At 58.0% G+C, this 13,673-nt stretch carries 14 protein-coding genes; all 14 read right to left on the reverse strand.

Features of this window, described 5'->3' with window-relative positions; translation table 11 throughout:
• Positions 1-15: 15 nt before the first annotated feature.
• Positions 16-282 (reverse strand): flagellar biosynthesis protein FliQ, encoded by a 267-nt coding sequence (fliQ, locus tag SIAM614_RS11375; protein ID WP_006934616.1) that lies wholly within the window; start codon positions 280-282, stop codon positions 16-18.
• Between the two features lie 14 nt (positions 283-296).
• Positions 297-692 (reverse strand): flagellar hook assembly protein FlgD, encoded by a 396-nt coding sequence (flgD, locus tag SIAM614_RS11380; RefSeq protein ID WP_006934617.1) that lies wholly within the window; start codon positions 690-692, stop codon positions 297-299.
• 11 nt (positions 693-703) lie between these two features.
• Positions 704-1,177, reverse strand: coding sequence for a flagellar biosynthesis repressor FlbT (gene flbT, locus SIAM614_RS11385; RefSeq protein WP_006934619.1), 474 nt, complete (start codon positions 1,175-1,177; stop codon positions 704-706).
• Positions 1,178-1,181: 4 nt separating this feature from the next.
• Positions 1,182-1,532, reverse strand: coding sequence for a flagellar biosynthesis regulator FlaF (gene flaF / locus SIAM614_RS11390; RefSeq protein WP_006934621.1), 351 nt, complete (start codon positions 1,530-1,532; stop codon positions 1,182-1,184).
• A 51-nt stretch (positions 1,533-1,583) separates the two neighbouring features.
• Positions 1,584-2,630: a flagellar hook-associated family protein gene (locus tag SIAM614_RS11395; protein ID WP_006934622.1), complete on the reverse strand. Its 1,047-nt coding sequence runs from the start codon at positions 2,628-2,630 to the stop codon at positions 1,584-1,586.
• Positions 2,631-2,635: 5 nt separating this feature from the next.
• Positions 2,636-4,126, reverse strand: a complete 1,491-nt coding sequence (gene flgK / locus SIAM614_RS11400) for a flagellar hook-associated protein FlgK (RefSeq protein ID WP_040439907.1) — start codon at positions 4,124-4,126, stop codon at positions 2,636-2,638.
• Positions 4,127-4,159: 33 nt separating this feature from the next.
• Positions 4,160-5,434, reverse strand: a complete 1,275-nt coding sequence (locus SIAM614_RS11405) for a flagellar hook protein FlgE (protein ID WP_006934625.1) — start codon at positions 5,432-5,434, stop codon at positions 4,160-4,162.
• A 170-nt stretch (positions 5,435-5,604) separates the two neighbouring features.
• Complete coding sequence (locus SIAM614_RS11410; RefSeq protein WP_081455229.1) at positions 5,605-6,180, reverse strand: transglycosylase SLT domain-containing protein; 576 nt, start codon at positions 6,178-6,180, stop codon at positions 5,605-5,607.
• Positions 6,134-7,423 (reverse strand): flagellar hook-length control protein FliK, encoded by a 1,290-nt coding sequence (fliK, locus tag SIAM614_RS11415; protein WP_006934627.1) that lies wholly within the window; start codon positions 7,421-7,423, stop codon positions 6,134-6,136. The genes SIAM614_RS11410 and fliK overlap by 47 nt, the downstream gene beginning before the upstream one ends.
• The gene (locus tag SIAM614_RS11420) at positions 7,413-8,648 is read right to left on the reverse strand and encodes a hypothetical protein (protein WP_006934628.1); all 1,236 of its coding nucleotides are present in this window, start codon (positions 8,646-8,648) and stop codon (positions 7,413-7,415) included. Before SIAM614_RS11420 ends, fliK begins: the two co-directional genes overlap by 11 nt.
• Positions 8,648-10,150 carry a MotB family protein gene (locus SIAM614_RS11425; RefSeq protein WP_006934629.1) on the reverse strand — a complete coding sequence of 501 codons (1,503 nt, stop codon included), beginning with the start codon at positions 10,148-10,150 and terminating at the stop codon, positions 8,648-8,650. Before SIAM614_RS11425 ends, SIAM614_RS11420 begins: the two co-directional genes overlap by 1 nt.
• Positions 10,150-10,788, reverse strand: a complete 639-nt coding sequence (locus SIAM614_RS11430) for a hypothetical protein (protein WP_006934630.1) — start codon at positions 10,786-10,788, stop codon at positions 10,150-10,152. The genes SIAM614_RS11425 and SIAM614_RS11430 overlap by 1 nt, the downstream gene beginning before the upstream one ends.
• Positions 10,788-12,434: a flagellar basal-body MS-ring/collar protein FliF gene (gene fliF, locus SIAM614_RS11435; RefSeq protein WP_006934631.1), complete on the reverse strand. Its 1,647-nt coding sequence runs from the start codon at positions 12,432-12,434 to the stop codon at positions 10,788-10,790. Before fliF ends, SIAM614_RS11430 begins: the two co-directional genes overlap by 1 nt.
• A gap of 166 nt (positions 12,435-12,600) precedes the next feature.
• Entirely contained in the window at positions 12,601-13,503 is a 903-nt protein-coding gene (locus SIAM614_RS11440; protein WP_040439908.1) for a flagellin N-terminal helical domain-containing protein, read from the reverse strand.
• Positions 13,504-13,673: the final 170 nt, after the last annotated feature.

Consider the following 13,673-nt stretch of genomic DNA (forward strand, 5'->3'; position numbering starts at 1 on the left):
CAGTAGGTTGAGTTGTTAGAACCCGGTCTCGATCCGATTGTAGATCAGGGTTGTCAACGAGTAAATCTGGCCGCCGATGAAGGGTCCGGCGACCACGATCATGACAAGGATGGCCACGATCTTCGGAATGAAGGTGAGCGTGATTTCCTGAACCTGGGTCAAAGCCTGCAACAACGCAATGACGATACCGACAATCATAGCCGGTACGATCGCGGGGGCAGATCCGACGAGGATCGTCCAGATGGCAGTCCGGACCAGGTCCAGGGCATCAACTTCATTCATGTCGTTTCATCCGCTCAGGATATGGTTACACCCGGGCCAAGCAGGATGCCTTTACCGTTGTCGAGCGCGAGCACGGTCCCGTCGGAATAGACCTCGACCTTTTCCACGACACCGGTCGTGCCGTTGGCGTCGGTTACAGTCCGCCCGATAAGATCGTCTACCTGACCGAAGGAAAGATTTGTCAGGAGGGTTTCAAGCTTGGCGTTCGTCTGAATAGATTGCTCAACTTGGCTGAAGCTTGCGAGCTGCGCGAGCTGTTCGGACGCATCCATGGGGTTGGTCGGATCCTGGTTCTGCATCTGCGCCATCATCAGATGCAGGAAGGTATCGTAGTCGACAGTTAGCTGCTTTTGTGCGGTTGCCGGCGAGGCAGCTCCCTCGGTGGCGCTGACGCCTTGAACACTGGTCATCTTCTCACTCCTTAAACGACGGCCAGCCGGGGGCCGTAGTGAAAATTTTCCGCTTCCGCCTTCCTCGGGGGAGCTTGGCGGGCTTCCTGCGTGCGCCGGTTCTTTTCAGCGAGCATCAGATTTGCCTCCAGCGGATAGAGCGCCCGCACCACCTTCATCGCTTCAAACCAACGATCCGTCTTCGCAAGTTCCTCGACCTTGTCGAGATGCATCAGCACTTCCTTGTTGGAGAACGCCGACTTCACGGACCCGAGCACAAGATGGAACATGTCCTGAACCGCACCGGCCGCCGCCGGATCGATGATCATGGTCTGGAGAATGAAGTAGAGCTGGCGAAGCGGTGTCGTGGCCTCTTCGGGCTGCAGCACATGGGCTTCGAGCAGGAACACGGCATCGTTCAGGAGTTCGATGTTGGTCTTCCGTTCGGCCCGGATCACCGCACCGTTGATGAACAGGCGTTCGCCCGCTTTCAAACCGATTTTCATGAGTTTAACCGTCCAGGCTGTCGCGGATGATGGAATTGATCTGGATGATGTCCGAGAAGTCTTCCTGCTCCCACTGGCGCAGCGCCTCGACTTCTTTCAGAACCCAGATGCCAACGGATATCAGGTTGGCCCTTGTCTCGATGGGCAACTCGTTGGCCTCGTCCGCCAGGTGTTCAAGGAAGTAGCTCCAAAGGCGCCGTGTGTAGAACAGCGCATCGACGGCTTCGGGAGACTTGACGCCGCGCTCCTTGGCGACGTTGAGCTTGCCGATCACGATCGTCATAGCCTCATGTTCGTTAAGCCGCTGGTCAGAGCAAAGATCGTCCATAACCTCAGCGTAAGACAGATTATACATGGGCCCTCTCAAGGTTGAGTTTTTTGCGAAAAATCAGACATTTGGCTTCGATCAAAGGTAGTTGAGGATGCTGAGACGCTGCATGCGGGAGGTGACCGCATAGGTGGTCTCCAGCTGTGTCAGAGCCGTGTTGAGACGGACGGCCGTTTCCTCCGGATCAACGTTTTCCAGGTCGTTGATGCGCCGGTTCAAGATGTCGGTCTGAACCTTCAACCGCTCACTCGCCAGCTTGACCTGCTCCTGCACATTGCCGAGTTGGCCCATCTGGCTGGTGATCTCGGCAATGCCGGTGCCGAGCTTCTCGATGGCCTTGTTGACCACCACCTTCAAAGTTTCCGGATCAAGGTCCTCGTTCCCGAGATCGGACATCATGGTGTACGCCGCGGCCAGGTCCCGGAACGCCTGCTCATTGGCGCTGACAGAACTTGAAACGGTTTCGCTCGCCGAAATACGGCTCACCATCACGCTGTCGGTTGCACTGGACCAGGAGGTTCCCCAGGCGGGGTCCTGGAACATCAGATCGAAAGCACCGTTGAGATAAGTCGACATTGCCGCCGGCGTGATGCCGGAAACGCCCGGGTTGGTCTGTGCGATCCCGAATTCGGTCAGGAACGCCGCATCTGCGGCCAATTTGTTCGGCGCGCCCGGATCGGAATAATCCACGAAGGGTTCCTGATCCGTGTTTATGCCTGCAAACACGAAGTTGCCGTTGAGCTGCGTGTTCAGGCGTGACGTCAGGAGTTCCAGATTGCCGACGGCATCCGCCTTAACGATGTCGGCGGTGCCGCTGTTCTCGCGCAGAGCCACCAGCGTCGACAGAAAATCCTGCGCATCCTTCAGAACGTCGCCCATCGCCGCCTGGCTGACATCAAGCCGCGACGCGGTGAGCGCGTTGGTATCGGTAATGCCGTTCAGAAAATGGAACTCGGAGCGAAGCGAAACGCTTTCGCCCGTTTTGGTGCCGAGATCCAGTCCGACATCGTATTTGCGCCCGGACGACACTTCGATGCTCAGTCTCTGAACGAGGCTGGCCTGGTTCTGGATCTGCCGCCGTGAGGCGTCGGCAAGTGTGATCGTAGAGATGTAGGTGGTTTTCATGGCTGTTACCTCGCAGCGGCCAGAAGATCTTCCAGCATGGCGTCGACGGCGCTGATGAGCCGCGTCGCTGCCGAATAGGAGCGCTCGATTTCCAGAAGCAGCGTCATTTCTTCGTCGATGTTGACGCCTGTCTTGTTGTTGAGGTTCTCAGCCGTCCGGCTGAGGATGACTGTCTGCACCTCGACGTTGCTCGTCATCGTCTTTCGGCCGGCTTCCAGCCAGCTTACGGAGGAAGCGGCAAAACCGGACAAGGAGTCGGTCGCATCGAGCTCGACGCCACTATCGAAAACGGTGTCCTTGTCGAAGGCAGATACGAGTTCCTGCAGGCGGTCGGAGAACCCGGCAGCGCCGGACGGGTTGTAGTTGTAATTCGGATCCAAGGGATCGGAGATACCCCCGTCGCGCAACCTGTCCAGATCGCCGCCCTGGTCCGGGTCGGCGTTGGCATTGACGGCGATTTCCGCGGCAAGACCAGTCACCAGAGTACCGGATGCAGGCACTGCCGGAGCGCCGGACCATGTGAACAGACCCGCCTGATCCGGGTTACCGCCCCCGCTTTGATCACTTTCAGCGAAAGCTTCGATCAAGCCGCGAGCGATCTCGTCGAGCTGGCTCTGATAGGTCACCGCAACTTCGTCGCGCAGCTCCGCAAGACCTTGAAGCCTCCCGGACTTGATCTCCATGAGAGCCCCAGGCCCTGCCACGGGAACGTCATCCACCATCACGGAATTGCCCGTGGTCGCAGCACCATAAACAATGGTCGGCTCGAAGGTGACTGATCTGGCCTTGGTTTCAAACAGCGTCACACCACTGTCGGTGTAGACGACGATGTCCCCATTGCTGCGGTTCAGAGTGGTAATGCCGATTTCCTCGGACAGCTTGAGCAGAACCTGGTCACGGCTGTCATGAGCATCGGTTACATCGGCCCCGGACTGCGTACCCCGGACGATGACCGAATTGAGATCCTCCAGTTGCTTCAGGAGCGTGTTGATCTCGCGCACGGAGGTTGCCATGTCCGCATCCGCCTTGGTGCGTACATCCTGAACCAGCTCCGATCCGGACTGGAGCGTGCGCACCATGTCCTTGGACGCTTGCAGCACATCCTGAGCCTGAATCGCGTTGCTGGGGTCGGATGCATAACTTTGAAGCGACAGCTTCAACGCACCAAGTTTTGCCGCAGCAGACATCTGGTTCTGTGTATCACCCGTGGTTTCAGCCAGACGGATCAGACCCGCCAGAACCGCTTCCTGGGACGAACCAGTCGACGTGGAGGACAGGAGCGACGAATACAGCGCACTGTCCGTCACCCGGCCTATACCGTCGACCTTGAGGCCGCCGGCCTGGCCGCTGTCGGTATAGGTCTGGCTCAACAGAACGGATTTTCGCGAGTAGCCGGGGTCCTGCGCTCCGGCAATGTTTCGCGAAACCACGGAGGATTCTGTCTGCCTAGCGGCCAGCGCGGACTGGGCGACTTTGAGGGCTACAGACAAACTCATGACAATAACTTTCCGGTTGGCGGGGAAGCCGCGTTAGCGGACCAGATTCACGAGCTGCTCGAGCAGGTCGGAACCGGCCTTGAACACCTGAGAGTTGGCCGTATAGGTGCGCTGGGATTCGATCATTGAGGTCAGCTCGTTGCCGAGATCGACGTTGGAGTCTTCAAGTCCGCCAACCTTGATGGCGCCCATGCCCCCCTCGCCCGCAAAGCCGACCCGCACATCACCGGAATCGAAGGACGTGCTGTAGACGTTGCCGGACCTGTTGGAGAGCCGGTCCGGGCTTGGCACGTTCGCCAGCGGGATCTTGTAGATCGCCCGGCGGTCACCGTTGGCGTAGACCGCAAACAGGGTGCCATCGTCGGCAAATTCGACGTTCTTCACCGCGCTTGGTGCGTTCCCGTCCGCATCAACATTGGTGACGGTGAAGTCGGCATTCAGGTAGGTCGACTGATCGAGATCCAGATCGAAGGTACCGCCGTTGGGAACGGCAATATTGATCGAGGTCGCGCTGGCGCCGGTAAGATTGCCGGTGGTGACGTCGAAGGTCAGCGTCTGGGTGTTCAACGCAGGTGCGGTATAGGGAAATCCGCCACCGGGCGCTGCATCTGCCGCGTTGTAAATCGTGACTTCCCAGTCGCTATCCGTCCCCGTTTCCGTAACCTTGGAATAGTAGACATCCAGTTTCACCTCGTTGCCGAGGTTGTCGTAAACGATCATCGACGTCTTGTGGGAATAGCTCGCGGTTGCCGCGTTGGCTGATGGCAGATCAGCAGCCGGAACAATCGCCGCATCTTCGCTCACGTTCACACGCAGGAAGGCTTCACTGGTGGGCGTGGCCTCAAGCTGGTTCTGAGTGATGTTGATCCGTTCCAGGCCGCCAAGACCATTGGCAACGGTAGTCGGCGCGGTGTTGCCCGTGATCGGATAACCCTGGAGATAATAACCGGCCGTGTTCAGGAGGTATCCGTCTCCGTCAGGAACGAAATGACCGGCGCGGGTCAGGAAGCTTTCACCTGCCTCGTTACCGACAACGAAAAAGCCATTGCCATCTATCGCGAGGTCGAGCTTTGACGTCGTAAAGCTGAGATTGCCCTTCTTGGTGATCTCATATTGGGTGTGGGCCTCAACGCCGCCCGAGTTGAACGAGCCGGCCCCTTGTGAAACCACCAGTGACGAAAATTCCGACTTGGCCCGCTTATACCCTGTTGTACTCGAGTTCATAATGTTCTCGGCAACTGTGCCAAGCTTGCTCGACTGCGCATTCATGCCGGAAACGCCGGATCGCATAACTCCGAAAAGGCCCATGGCAGGTCTCCTGTGTCCAAATCAACTGGAGACAGTCAAACCGACCTAACTTGCGCGAGGCTGTTGTTGGAAAATAATTATTCTTTCCATTCATATACTTAGTTATCTAAAATTTTAACTTTCAAGCAACGTGAGAGCACCGGACGGGGACGTCCGATGCTTTTAAAAGTTCAAGCGTCGCAGAATTGCTTGGACTTCTTTGTCCAATTGCCGAAACCGGAAGCAACCATGTTGCGGATCACGGTACAGACATACCGCTTTTGTGCAGGATCATTGTTCGGACCTGCATGATAGCGGGCAACGGCCATCGTCCAGGACCCCTGGCGCTGCTTCAGGTTCTTCAGGAATCTTGCGGCATATTGCACATTCGCACGCGGTTCCAGCATCTGGTCCACGGAGCGGAACTGGTCACCATGATAATGATGGTTTATCTGCATGCAGCCGATGTCGATCAGTTTCTTGCCATGCAACCTGGCATCCATCACGTCCTGTTTCGCGGCTTGCCGACTTGGCGGAAACACCGACTTTCCCTCGATATTGAGGGCATAGGGATACAGCGAATTACGCCGCCCGGTTTCCGTCAGGCCGACCGCGTAAAGCACGCCGAGCGGAACGTTGTATTTTCGCGCGGCAGCGATCATCTCGCGTTCGCAAACGTTCTGTGTCTCGGCAGCCGCTGGCAGACTAACGGCGAGCGCACTAAAGATAGATGCCGTCAGAAAGGCTGACGTCAGAACCTTCCTCATGACCTGTTCCTCTTGTAGTTTCGGAAGCCTGATACGCGTCTTCTCTGGAGTTTTGTCCCGGACGCCCGTTCTGCTGTCCGGCACCATTGCCGGAACTCTGCGGTTGGCCGTCAAACGGATTGCCACCGGCAGCACCATTCTGGTTCTGCGCCTGCGGGCCGGAAGCGTTGCCTCCCGCCTGAACCTGGATCCGGTCGTCGCTGGCCTGGATCGTGATGGCATCAGCCTTGAACCCCGTTGCTCTCAGCATCTGATCAAGCATTTGCCTGTCGTGCTTCAGGAGTTCGGCTGTTTGTGCCCTGCTGGTTACAAGCGACACTTCCACCGTATCACCGACCATCCTGAGGGACACTTTCACGGTGCCCAGCTCATGCGGTGTAAGCTGGATATCCAGTGTTTTCAGCACCGGTCCTTCCGCCTTGGCAGATATGCCACCGTCAGGAGATACGGGCCTGGACGCCATGTCCTTCACTGCTGTGGTGATCTGGTCGCCAACCTGCTGAGCAGGAGAGAGGCGCATATTTGGTGCAAAGTGGGTTTCCTGACGCAGAACCTTGACGGTACCGGCGGCTTCCTCCGGCAACATGGACCGGCCAATCACCCCGCGCCCCTCACCTTCGGAAATTGCTTCAGGTTCCACCCCGAACTGCGCGAACAGCGAAGATGTGCCGGTCTGAGCCGGTCCATCGGGATCACCTGCCGGCAATCCGTTAGCCTGCCCTTGCAAGACCGCAGGCATCCGAGCCGCTACGGGTTGTGTCTGTGCCTGCGCCGAAGAAACCTTTCCGGTCTTGCCGGCAAGAACTGCATTCAATGACAGGCCCACATGTGCGGATGCGCTCTGCAACATGGTTTCAGCCTTCGGATCCGTTTGGCCCTCAGACACTCCATCGAAGCCTTCGCCGTCCTTCGCCTTGCGCGACAGAGCATTCTGAGACGCCTGACGCAGAGCGTCGACCAGGTTACTGGTCGAAAACGCCACCGGACCTGGTGTCTGCTCTTTGCCTGCCCCGGTCTTGCCGTTGGCATCGCCGGCAGTTCCATCCACCTGGTCAGCAGTTTCAGACGCTGGTTTTCCAGACGGCTCCTCTGCGGCATCGCCTTTTTTCATGTTCTGCATCACGGCTTGAAACGCGGCCGCGGCATCCTTGGAAGAGGTGTGTCCGCGCTCGCCCGTTCCCGCGTCCGCGGACTTGCCAGCCTTCGGCGCAGTTGGAACGAATGCCTGAGTGTTAACGCTCATCCTGTTCTCCCAATTGAGCGAGGGATTTTCCCGTCCGGCGCAACAGAACATCCGCAAGTTCCATGTCCGCGGTGATCCAGCTCTGGTCTTCCGGAGCGTCCATGTTGCTTGCCACGTTGAATTCGCCGATCACATTCGGCGGCGGCTCCGGAAAATGCCGGACCGAGTTGAGCACGACGTAGACGCCATCGAGCATCGCCAGGTCCTGCGCCGTCAGGATCGACTTGTCGATGGACCACAGGAGATCGCGGTTGGCGGTGATGAATTCCGGATCGAGGCGCGTTGCAGCGAGATAGATCTTCAGGATTTCGTTTTCCTTGGTGCCTTCGACGGTCAGGGTCAACGCTTCTCCCGTTGCCTTTCGCGCGACATTCAGATGACCGGCCAACAGGGCGGACCTGGCCAAGCGCAGATAAAGACCGCGCCTGCTGTCGGCATCGAATTCGTGCAGGACATCATCCAGAAGCGCGAATTTGTCCTCGCTTTTGACGAAACCGAGCGTGTCCAGTGAAAGCGCGAACCGTCTGCGGAAGTCACCCGAATATACTGACGCCCTGAACCGGCGCAGATACCGGATGCTGAGTACGCGAAACCGGTCAACATTGGCTGTCATGCCGGCAAGGAACACTTCCCGGCGAAGAGCCGCTTCCTCGACGAGGGTTCCAGGCATCAACAGACTGGCGACCTGAAGCAATTCCATCGCCTTTTCCGGGTCCGTCCGGATGTAGGGCGCCGCCTTTACCAGCGCGACATGGCCACCAAGGCTGGCCGGCAATTCCAGCGGATCGATATCCGCGAGAAGGACTTGCATTTCCTCCTCACGCCCCTCGACATATGCGAGCGAAGCTTCCATGAGCTTGCGGTCGACTGCAGGCGCCGGATCGAGAGACAAAAGGTACCGCATCACGTCCGGGTGCCCGCCGCTCAGAAGATGGACAACGGCAGCACGAGCATTGCGCGGTTCCTGCCAGACCTCGGCCTGCAGCACCACAAAATGGGCATCCATCTTTGTCAGCAAGGCCCTCTGCGCCTGCAGCGCATGGGTGTTGCCCTGGGAGATCTGTTCCTGCAGCGACTGGAGCGACCGGATCATTTCATAAGGTTGCGGAACCGAAGTCTCTTTGCCGACCTGCTGCGCCCAGCCTGCCGACACGGAGGCGACCGCAGCCACCAAGGCAATCAGCAGACCCGAAAAAGAAGTCTTCTTGAGAAAAAGGCGACGCATTACCGAGCCCCTTCCAGAAGGTAGATCTCGATCCGGCGATTGGAGGCAGCAAAAGGATCGGACGGAACTTTCAGGTCTTTGTCGGCATATCCTTCAACCCGGTTGAACCTGTCCTTGCCGACACCACCACGCGAGAGCATGTAGAGAGCCATGTGAGCGCGGGCAGACGACAAGCGCCAATTGTCATAGGTCTTGCTCCGGAACGGGCGCGCATCCGTGTGGCCCTTGATGACGATCTGACCCGGTGTGTCTGCAACGATCTTTCCAATCCGCTCAAGCAATTTGACCAGTTCCGGCCGCGGCTCAGCGGAACCGATGGCAAACATACCGAAGTTCTGGTCGTCGGTGAGGCTGATCAAGGCGCCCTCGCCTTCTCTCGTCACCGTAATCTGGCTGGCGGTTTCCTCAAGGACGGTCCCCTCAGTTTGAGCGAGGACTTCCGAAAGGCGGGCGACCAGCACCTCAGCGCTGCTTTCTGTGAAATCTTCTTCGTAAGTGCCCTCGCCTTCACCGGCTCCGGTTCCAACGACCGTTTCAGTCTCACTTTCGAAGACAACCTCGCCAGAAGACTGCTCCAGTGATTTGCCGAGAACGTGGGCGACAACTGGATCCGTCGTTTCTCCGTTGTCGGGAAGAGTGCCGGTGCCGACAAATTCAAATGACGTCGTTCCGGCTTTTTCCGCCATGTAGTCGCCTTTCTTCGCCCCTTTGCCAGGAGCAGCGTTTCCGTTCTGCTGTGCAATGCCGGTCTCCGATTGCGTGCCTTCGTCAAATGGAGCGGCATAGGCGAAGTCGCCCGCCATCGCATGAGAGGACGGCGCGGTACCATCGCCCGGCAGGCTCACGTCAGGCGCGGCTTCGGCACTTGCCACACCGCGGCCTGGACGGAATTGCCAGAACATCGGATCGAAAGGATCCCGATAGGCCTGACCACCCTGAACACCTTCATTTTTCTGAAGCCCGGTACCGATACCTTTGGGATTATCTTCACGCACATCAGCGACACGAATTTTCTGCGAAAGGGTGTCGAGAACAGCATAGGGATCCGTGAACAGGATCGATTCCGAATGGGTCTGGGTAAACTGCCCCGAAGCCGGCGCACCGCCCATTTCCGGCGTCTCGATCACTTCCTCCAGCTTATGCCCTTCATCCAGGCCATCGCCGAAATTCTCGTCCTGATCGACCGGCGCATCCGAGCCGCCCAATTTGCCCGTAAACAGTTTGGTGCCTGCCTCGTTGGTTTCGCCGTTGATCTCTGGATCATTCAGCCCCTTACGATTGGGGGCCGTGGAGGCAAGCTTGACCGGGTTGAAATACTGCGCCACGCCGCGGCGTACGCTGTCGTCGGTCACGTTGATCAGCCACATGACCAGAAAGAAGGCCATCAAAGCGGTCATGAAATCGGCATAAGCGATTTTCCAGACGCCATGTGGCGTTTGATCGTCTTCCCAGCTGTTCTTGCGCCGGACAATTACGATTTCATTCGGGACGCCGTCCAACATCAGTCTGCCTCCCCTTTCAAAGCATCAAGCTGGCCCAGCCATTGTCCGAGCCGAGTCTCGATGGTCGTCTCATCCAGCAGAGCCACCAGCTCGACCTGGTCTGCGTGCTGCACATCGATCCGGTCTCGCAAGGTGGGCAACTGTTCCAGCACACGGCTGACCAGCGTCTCCGACCCGCGCAGCCTAATCATCTTGCCCTCTGTTTCCTCGGTCAGTTGCCGAAGATTGCCGGCAAAGGCCTCCACAAGCTGATCGACGATCTTCTCGGTCAGGAAAGGTTGCAGCAGCTTGGCCAGCGAATAGGAAATCCGCTGTTCCATCACATTGAGAAAGCCTTCGATCGAAGCACTGACGTTGGCCGCTTCCCGCATGTCGAAGCGGTCCCGCTCTTCGTTGAGGCGTTTTGCGTGTTCTTCGCGTTCCTGTTCCAGCAAAGCCTGGAAATGGGCCATCGTGCTGTTGCTACCTTCGGCCAGGCCGCGCTCGTATTCGGCCTGAAGCTTTTCTTCCAGGCTCGGCTCGGGCGCAGTTTCCTCGCAAGGTTCCAGAACATCCACGAGCGCGGGATCGAACGCCGCAAAGGATTTGAATCTGGATGCTGACAGGACGGGAATATGGGAAGCGATTGACGTGGGCATTAGATGCGCTCCGATTCATAAAGCCACTGGCGCAGGATCGCGGCGGACTGTTCCTCATTGAATTCCAGCAAGGATTCCAGCTTCCGAAGCGCGGATTTGTTGCGCCTGCTGTTGAGGTCTTGCAGCATGTCGGAATGATCCGGCGGCATCAGGAAGGTCTGTTCTCCATCGACGGCCTCCACAGTTCCTTCCGCCGTTTCGGGCGTCATGCCGAGTTCGGCCATTTCAACCTGTGGCTTGGCTATTTGCGGCACCAGGGCAGCAACGGCAGGCCGCAGACCGAACCAGATCACCAGCATCGATACAGTCAGGATCGCAAGCGCATTGATGATGTTGCCGGACTGGCGCATCAGATATTCGGTGATGCTGATCGGCGGGATTGGCTCCATCGCCCGGCCGCCGTCTACAAAGTCAACGACCGCGACCTTTACCAGGTCCCCGCGCTCCTTCTCGATACCTGCGGAAGAGGCGACCAGCGCTTCGATCTCGGTGAGTTGTTCCTGCATCTGAGCCTGGGTCGGCTCACCTCCGAGAGACTGAGCAAGGCGGGATTTGTCGACCAGAACCGCGATGGACAGCCGGTCGACCCGATACCCGTCCTGCGACGTCTCGATGCGCTTTGAGGAGATCTCGTAGTTGACGGTTTCCTCACGGCGCTCATTTTCTTCGCTGGAACGCTCGCCGTTGTCCGCAGACACGTCCTCTTCGGGAAGGTTCTGCTCCACCGTTGTCGGTGCCGATACGCTGGAGTTCTGCGCGTTCTCGTTTTCGCGAATGGTCCGGATGGATCGTTCGGTCCGCGAGTCCGGATCGAAAATCGTCTCGGCAATCGTCTTGCGGTCGGTGTTGAGCTCCGCCGCGACACTGACCTGGAAATTGTCGAGGCCGAGATAGGGCGTCAGGGTCTTTCGGATATTTTCCTGGATCCGGTTGCTAACGGCCGTTTCAAGGCTGGCGAGCTGGCCTGCAGAAGCCTTTGTCGGGTCCTTTCCGGCCGCCAGAATGCCACCTGACGTGTCGAGCACCGTGACCTTGTCGGCCTGCATGCCTGGAACCCCGGCCGCAACCAGATGACGGATGGCATCGGCGGTTCGTACGTCATCTGGAACGTCGGACCGGATGACGACAGAGGCAGACGGCGGCTGCTGGTCGCGTCGGAATGATCCTTTTTCCGGCAGCACGATATGAACGCGGGCAGCACGAATACCCTTCATGAGCTGAATGGTGCGGGCAAGTTCGCCTTCCAGCGCACGCACCCGAGTCACTTCCTGCATGAAGGAGGTCAGCCCGAGAGACCCCAGCTCGTCAAAGAGCTCGTAGCCAGAGTTTGCGCCTCGAGGCAGGCCTTTTTCAGCAAGAAGCATGCGCGCTTTCGCAGTCTGCGCATGACTGACCATAACGGCAGTGCCTTCCGAATTGATGTCGAAAGGAATACCGGCATCCCGCAACGCGGAGCCGATGCGAGTGACATCTTCACCATCGAGACCCGTGTAAAGGACGGTCTGTTCCGGCCGGCTCAGATAATATGCTCCCGCGCCGACGGTCGCGATTGTAGCGAGCCCGATCAAGGCGAGCGCGACAAGTCTGCGCACTCCCAGTTCCATCAGGTTTGCCCATAGTTTTTCGGCGTGTTCACGGCCCGGCATGCATAACCCCTTCATGCACGTAACGTTCTGTTTGACCCACTATCGGAACTGGACCTTGCGCGAGCCTGTTACCCGGGGCTGCGGACGGAAGATCCGGGCGAAAAAAAACCGCGCCCCGAAGGGCGCGGTCCTCTTGCCTGGTAATCCGGCCAGATAACTGGATGGATTAACGGAACAGGGACAGAATGTTCTGCGAACCCTGGTTGGCGATCGACAGCGCCTGGATACCGAGCTGCTGCTGTGTCTGCAGAGCCTGGAGGCGGGTCGATTCCTTGTTCATGTCAGCATCCACGAGCTGGCCGACACCACGGTCGATCGAGTCGATCAGTGCGGACACGAAGTCCTTCTGCAGGTCAACGCGCTTCTTGGTGGAACCGAGCAGGGTTGCGGAGTCTGTGATGAGGCCGAGAGCTTCGTCGACGTCCGAGATCATGCCTTCCAGAGTGGTCAGGTCGGCTGCGGCATCCGTCAGGCCGGAAATGTCGATGGTATCGACAACGTTACCGTTCGTCAGAGCACGATCAAGGATACCGGAACCACCACCAGTGGTGTCATAGAGCTGGGTAGCGGTGATATCGACCGTGGTCGTCAGAACGGAAACCGCACCACCGACGCGGGTGAAGGAGCTGACGATTTCCTTCGACGTCACCGTGGAGACGTCGGAAGACAGCCAGTTTTCACCGTTGAAGACAGCGGATTCGGCAGTTGACTTAAGCTGGTTCTGCAGTTCGTTGATGTCGGACTGGATCTTGCCGCGGTCAACACCCGGAGTACGGGCGGCAACAAGCTTGGATTTGATCTCGTTCATGACATCAACAGTGCTGTCCATAGCAGTGTACATGACGTCGACGGTCGCAGCACCCAGACCCAGAGAGTCTTCAACGGCGCTGAGAGCCATGTTGTCGGAACGCATGGTGGTTGCGATGGACCAATAGGCAGCGTTGTCTTCCGCGCCGGCAACGCGATAACCGGTAGAGATGCGGTTTTGCGTCTCTGCCAGGTTGGCGCTGGTGTTCCGCAGAGTCTGCAGAGCGGTCATTGCGGAAGCGTTCGTCATCAAGCTAGACATGATATGTCCCTTCAATGTGTCAGTGTGTTACTGGATTGGATTGGGACATGCCGGGTTTTCACCGGCACAGCAGGAGCAGCGTCATGCTTTTGAACCGTGGGTAGGATTGAGGTTCAACCTGCTGTGAAAACGACCCTAGCGGCTCAATCTTGCGCGAAGCTTACGTCGAT

Origin of the sequence: Roseibium aggregatum IAM 12614, from assembly GCF_000168975.1 — a bacterium.
Taxonomy (GTDB): Bacteria; Pseudomonadota; Alphaproteobacteria; order Rhizobiales; family Stappiaceae; genus Roseibium; species Roseibium aggregatum.

Bases quoted from the DNA above. Each gene is read 5' to 3' on its own strand.
- fliQ (WP_006934616.1), bottom strand. From the start codon at position 282: ATGAATGAAGTTGATGCCCTGGACCTGGTCCGGACTGCCATCTGGACG.
- flgD (WP_006934617.1), bottom strand. From the start codon at position 692: ATGACCAGTGTTCAAGGCGTCAGCGCCACCGAGGGAGCTGCCTCGCCG.
- flbT (WP_006934619.1), bottom strand. From the start codon at position 1,177: ATGAAAATCGGTTTGAAAGCGGGCGAACGCCTGTTCATCAACGGTGCG.
- flaF (WP_006934621.1), bottom strand. From the start codon at position 1,532: ATGTATAATCTGTCTTACGCTGAGGTTATGGACGATCTTTGCTCTGAC.
- SIAM614_RS11395 (WP_006934622.1), bottom strand. From the start codon at position 2,630: ATGAAAACCACCTACATCTCTACGATCACACTTGCCGACGCCTCACGG.
- flgK (WP_040439907.1), bottom strand. From the start codon at position 4,126: ATGAGTTTGTCTGTAGCCCTCAAAGTCGCCCAGTCCGCGCTGGCCGCT.
- SIAM614_RS11405 (WP_006934625.1), bottom strand. From the start codon at position 5,434: ATGGGCCTTTTCGGAGTTATGCGATCCGGCGTTTCCGGCATGAATGCG.
- SIAM614_RS11410 (WP_081455229.1), bottom strand. From the start codon at position 6,180: ATGAGGAAGGTTCTGACGTCAGCCTTTCTGACGGCATCTATCTTTAGT.
- fliK (WP_006934627.1), bottom strand. From the start codon at position 7,423: ATGAGCGTTAACACTCAGGCATTCGTTCCAACTGCGCCGAAGGCTGGC.
- SIAM614_RS11420 (WP_006934628.1), bottom strand. From the start codon at position 8,648: ATGCGTCGCCTTTTTCTCAAGAAGACTTCTTTTTCGGGTCTGCTGATT.
- SIAM614_RS11425 (WP_006934629.1), bottom strand. From the start codon at position 10,150: ATGTTGGACGGCGTCCCGAATGAAATCGTAATTGTCCGGCGCAAGAAC.
- SIAM614_RS11430 (WP_006934630.1), bottom strand. From the start codon at position 10,788: ATGCCCACGTCAATCGCTTCCCATATTCCCGTCCTGTCAGCATCCAGA.
- fliF (WP_006934631.1), bottom strand. From the start codon at position 12,434: ATGCCGGGCCGTGAACACGCCGAAAAACTATGGGCAAACCTGATGGAA.
- SIAM614_RS11440 (WP_040439908.1), bottom strand. From the start codon at position 13,503: ATGTCTAGCTTGATGACGAACGCTTCCGCAATGACCGCTCTGCAGACT.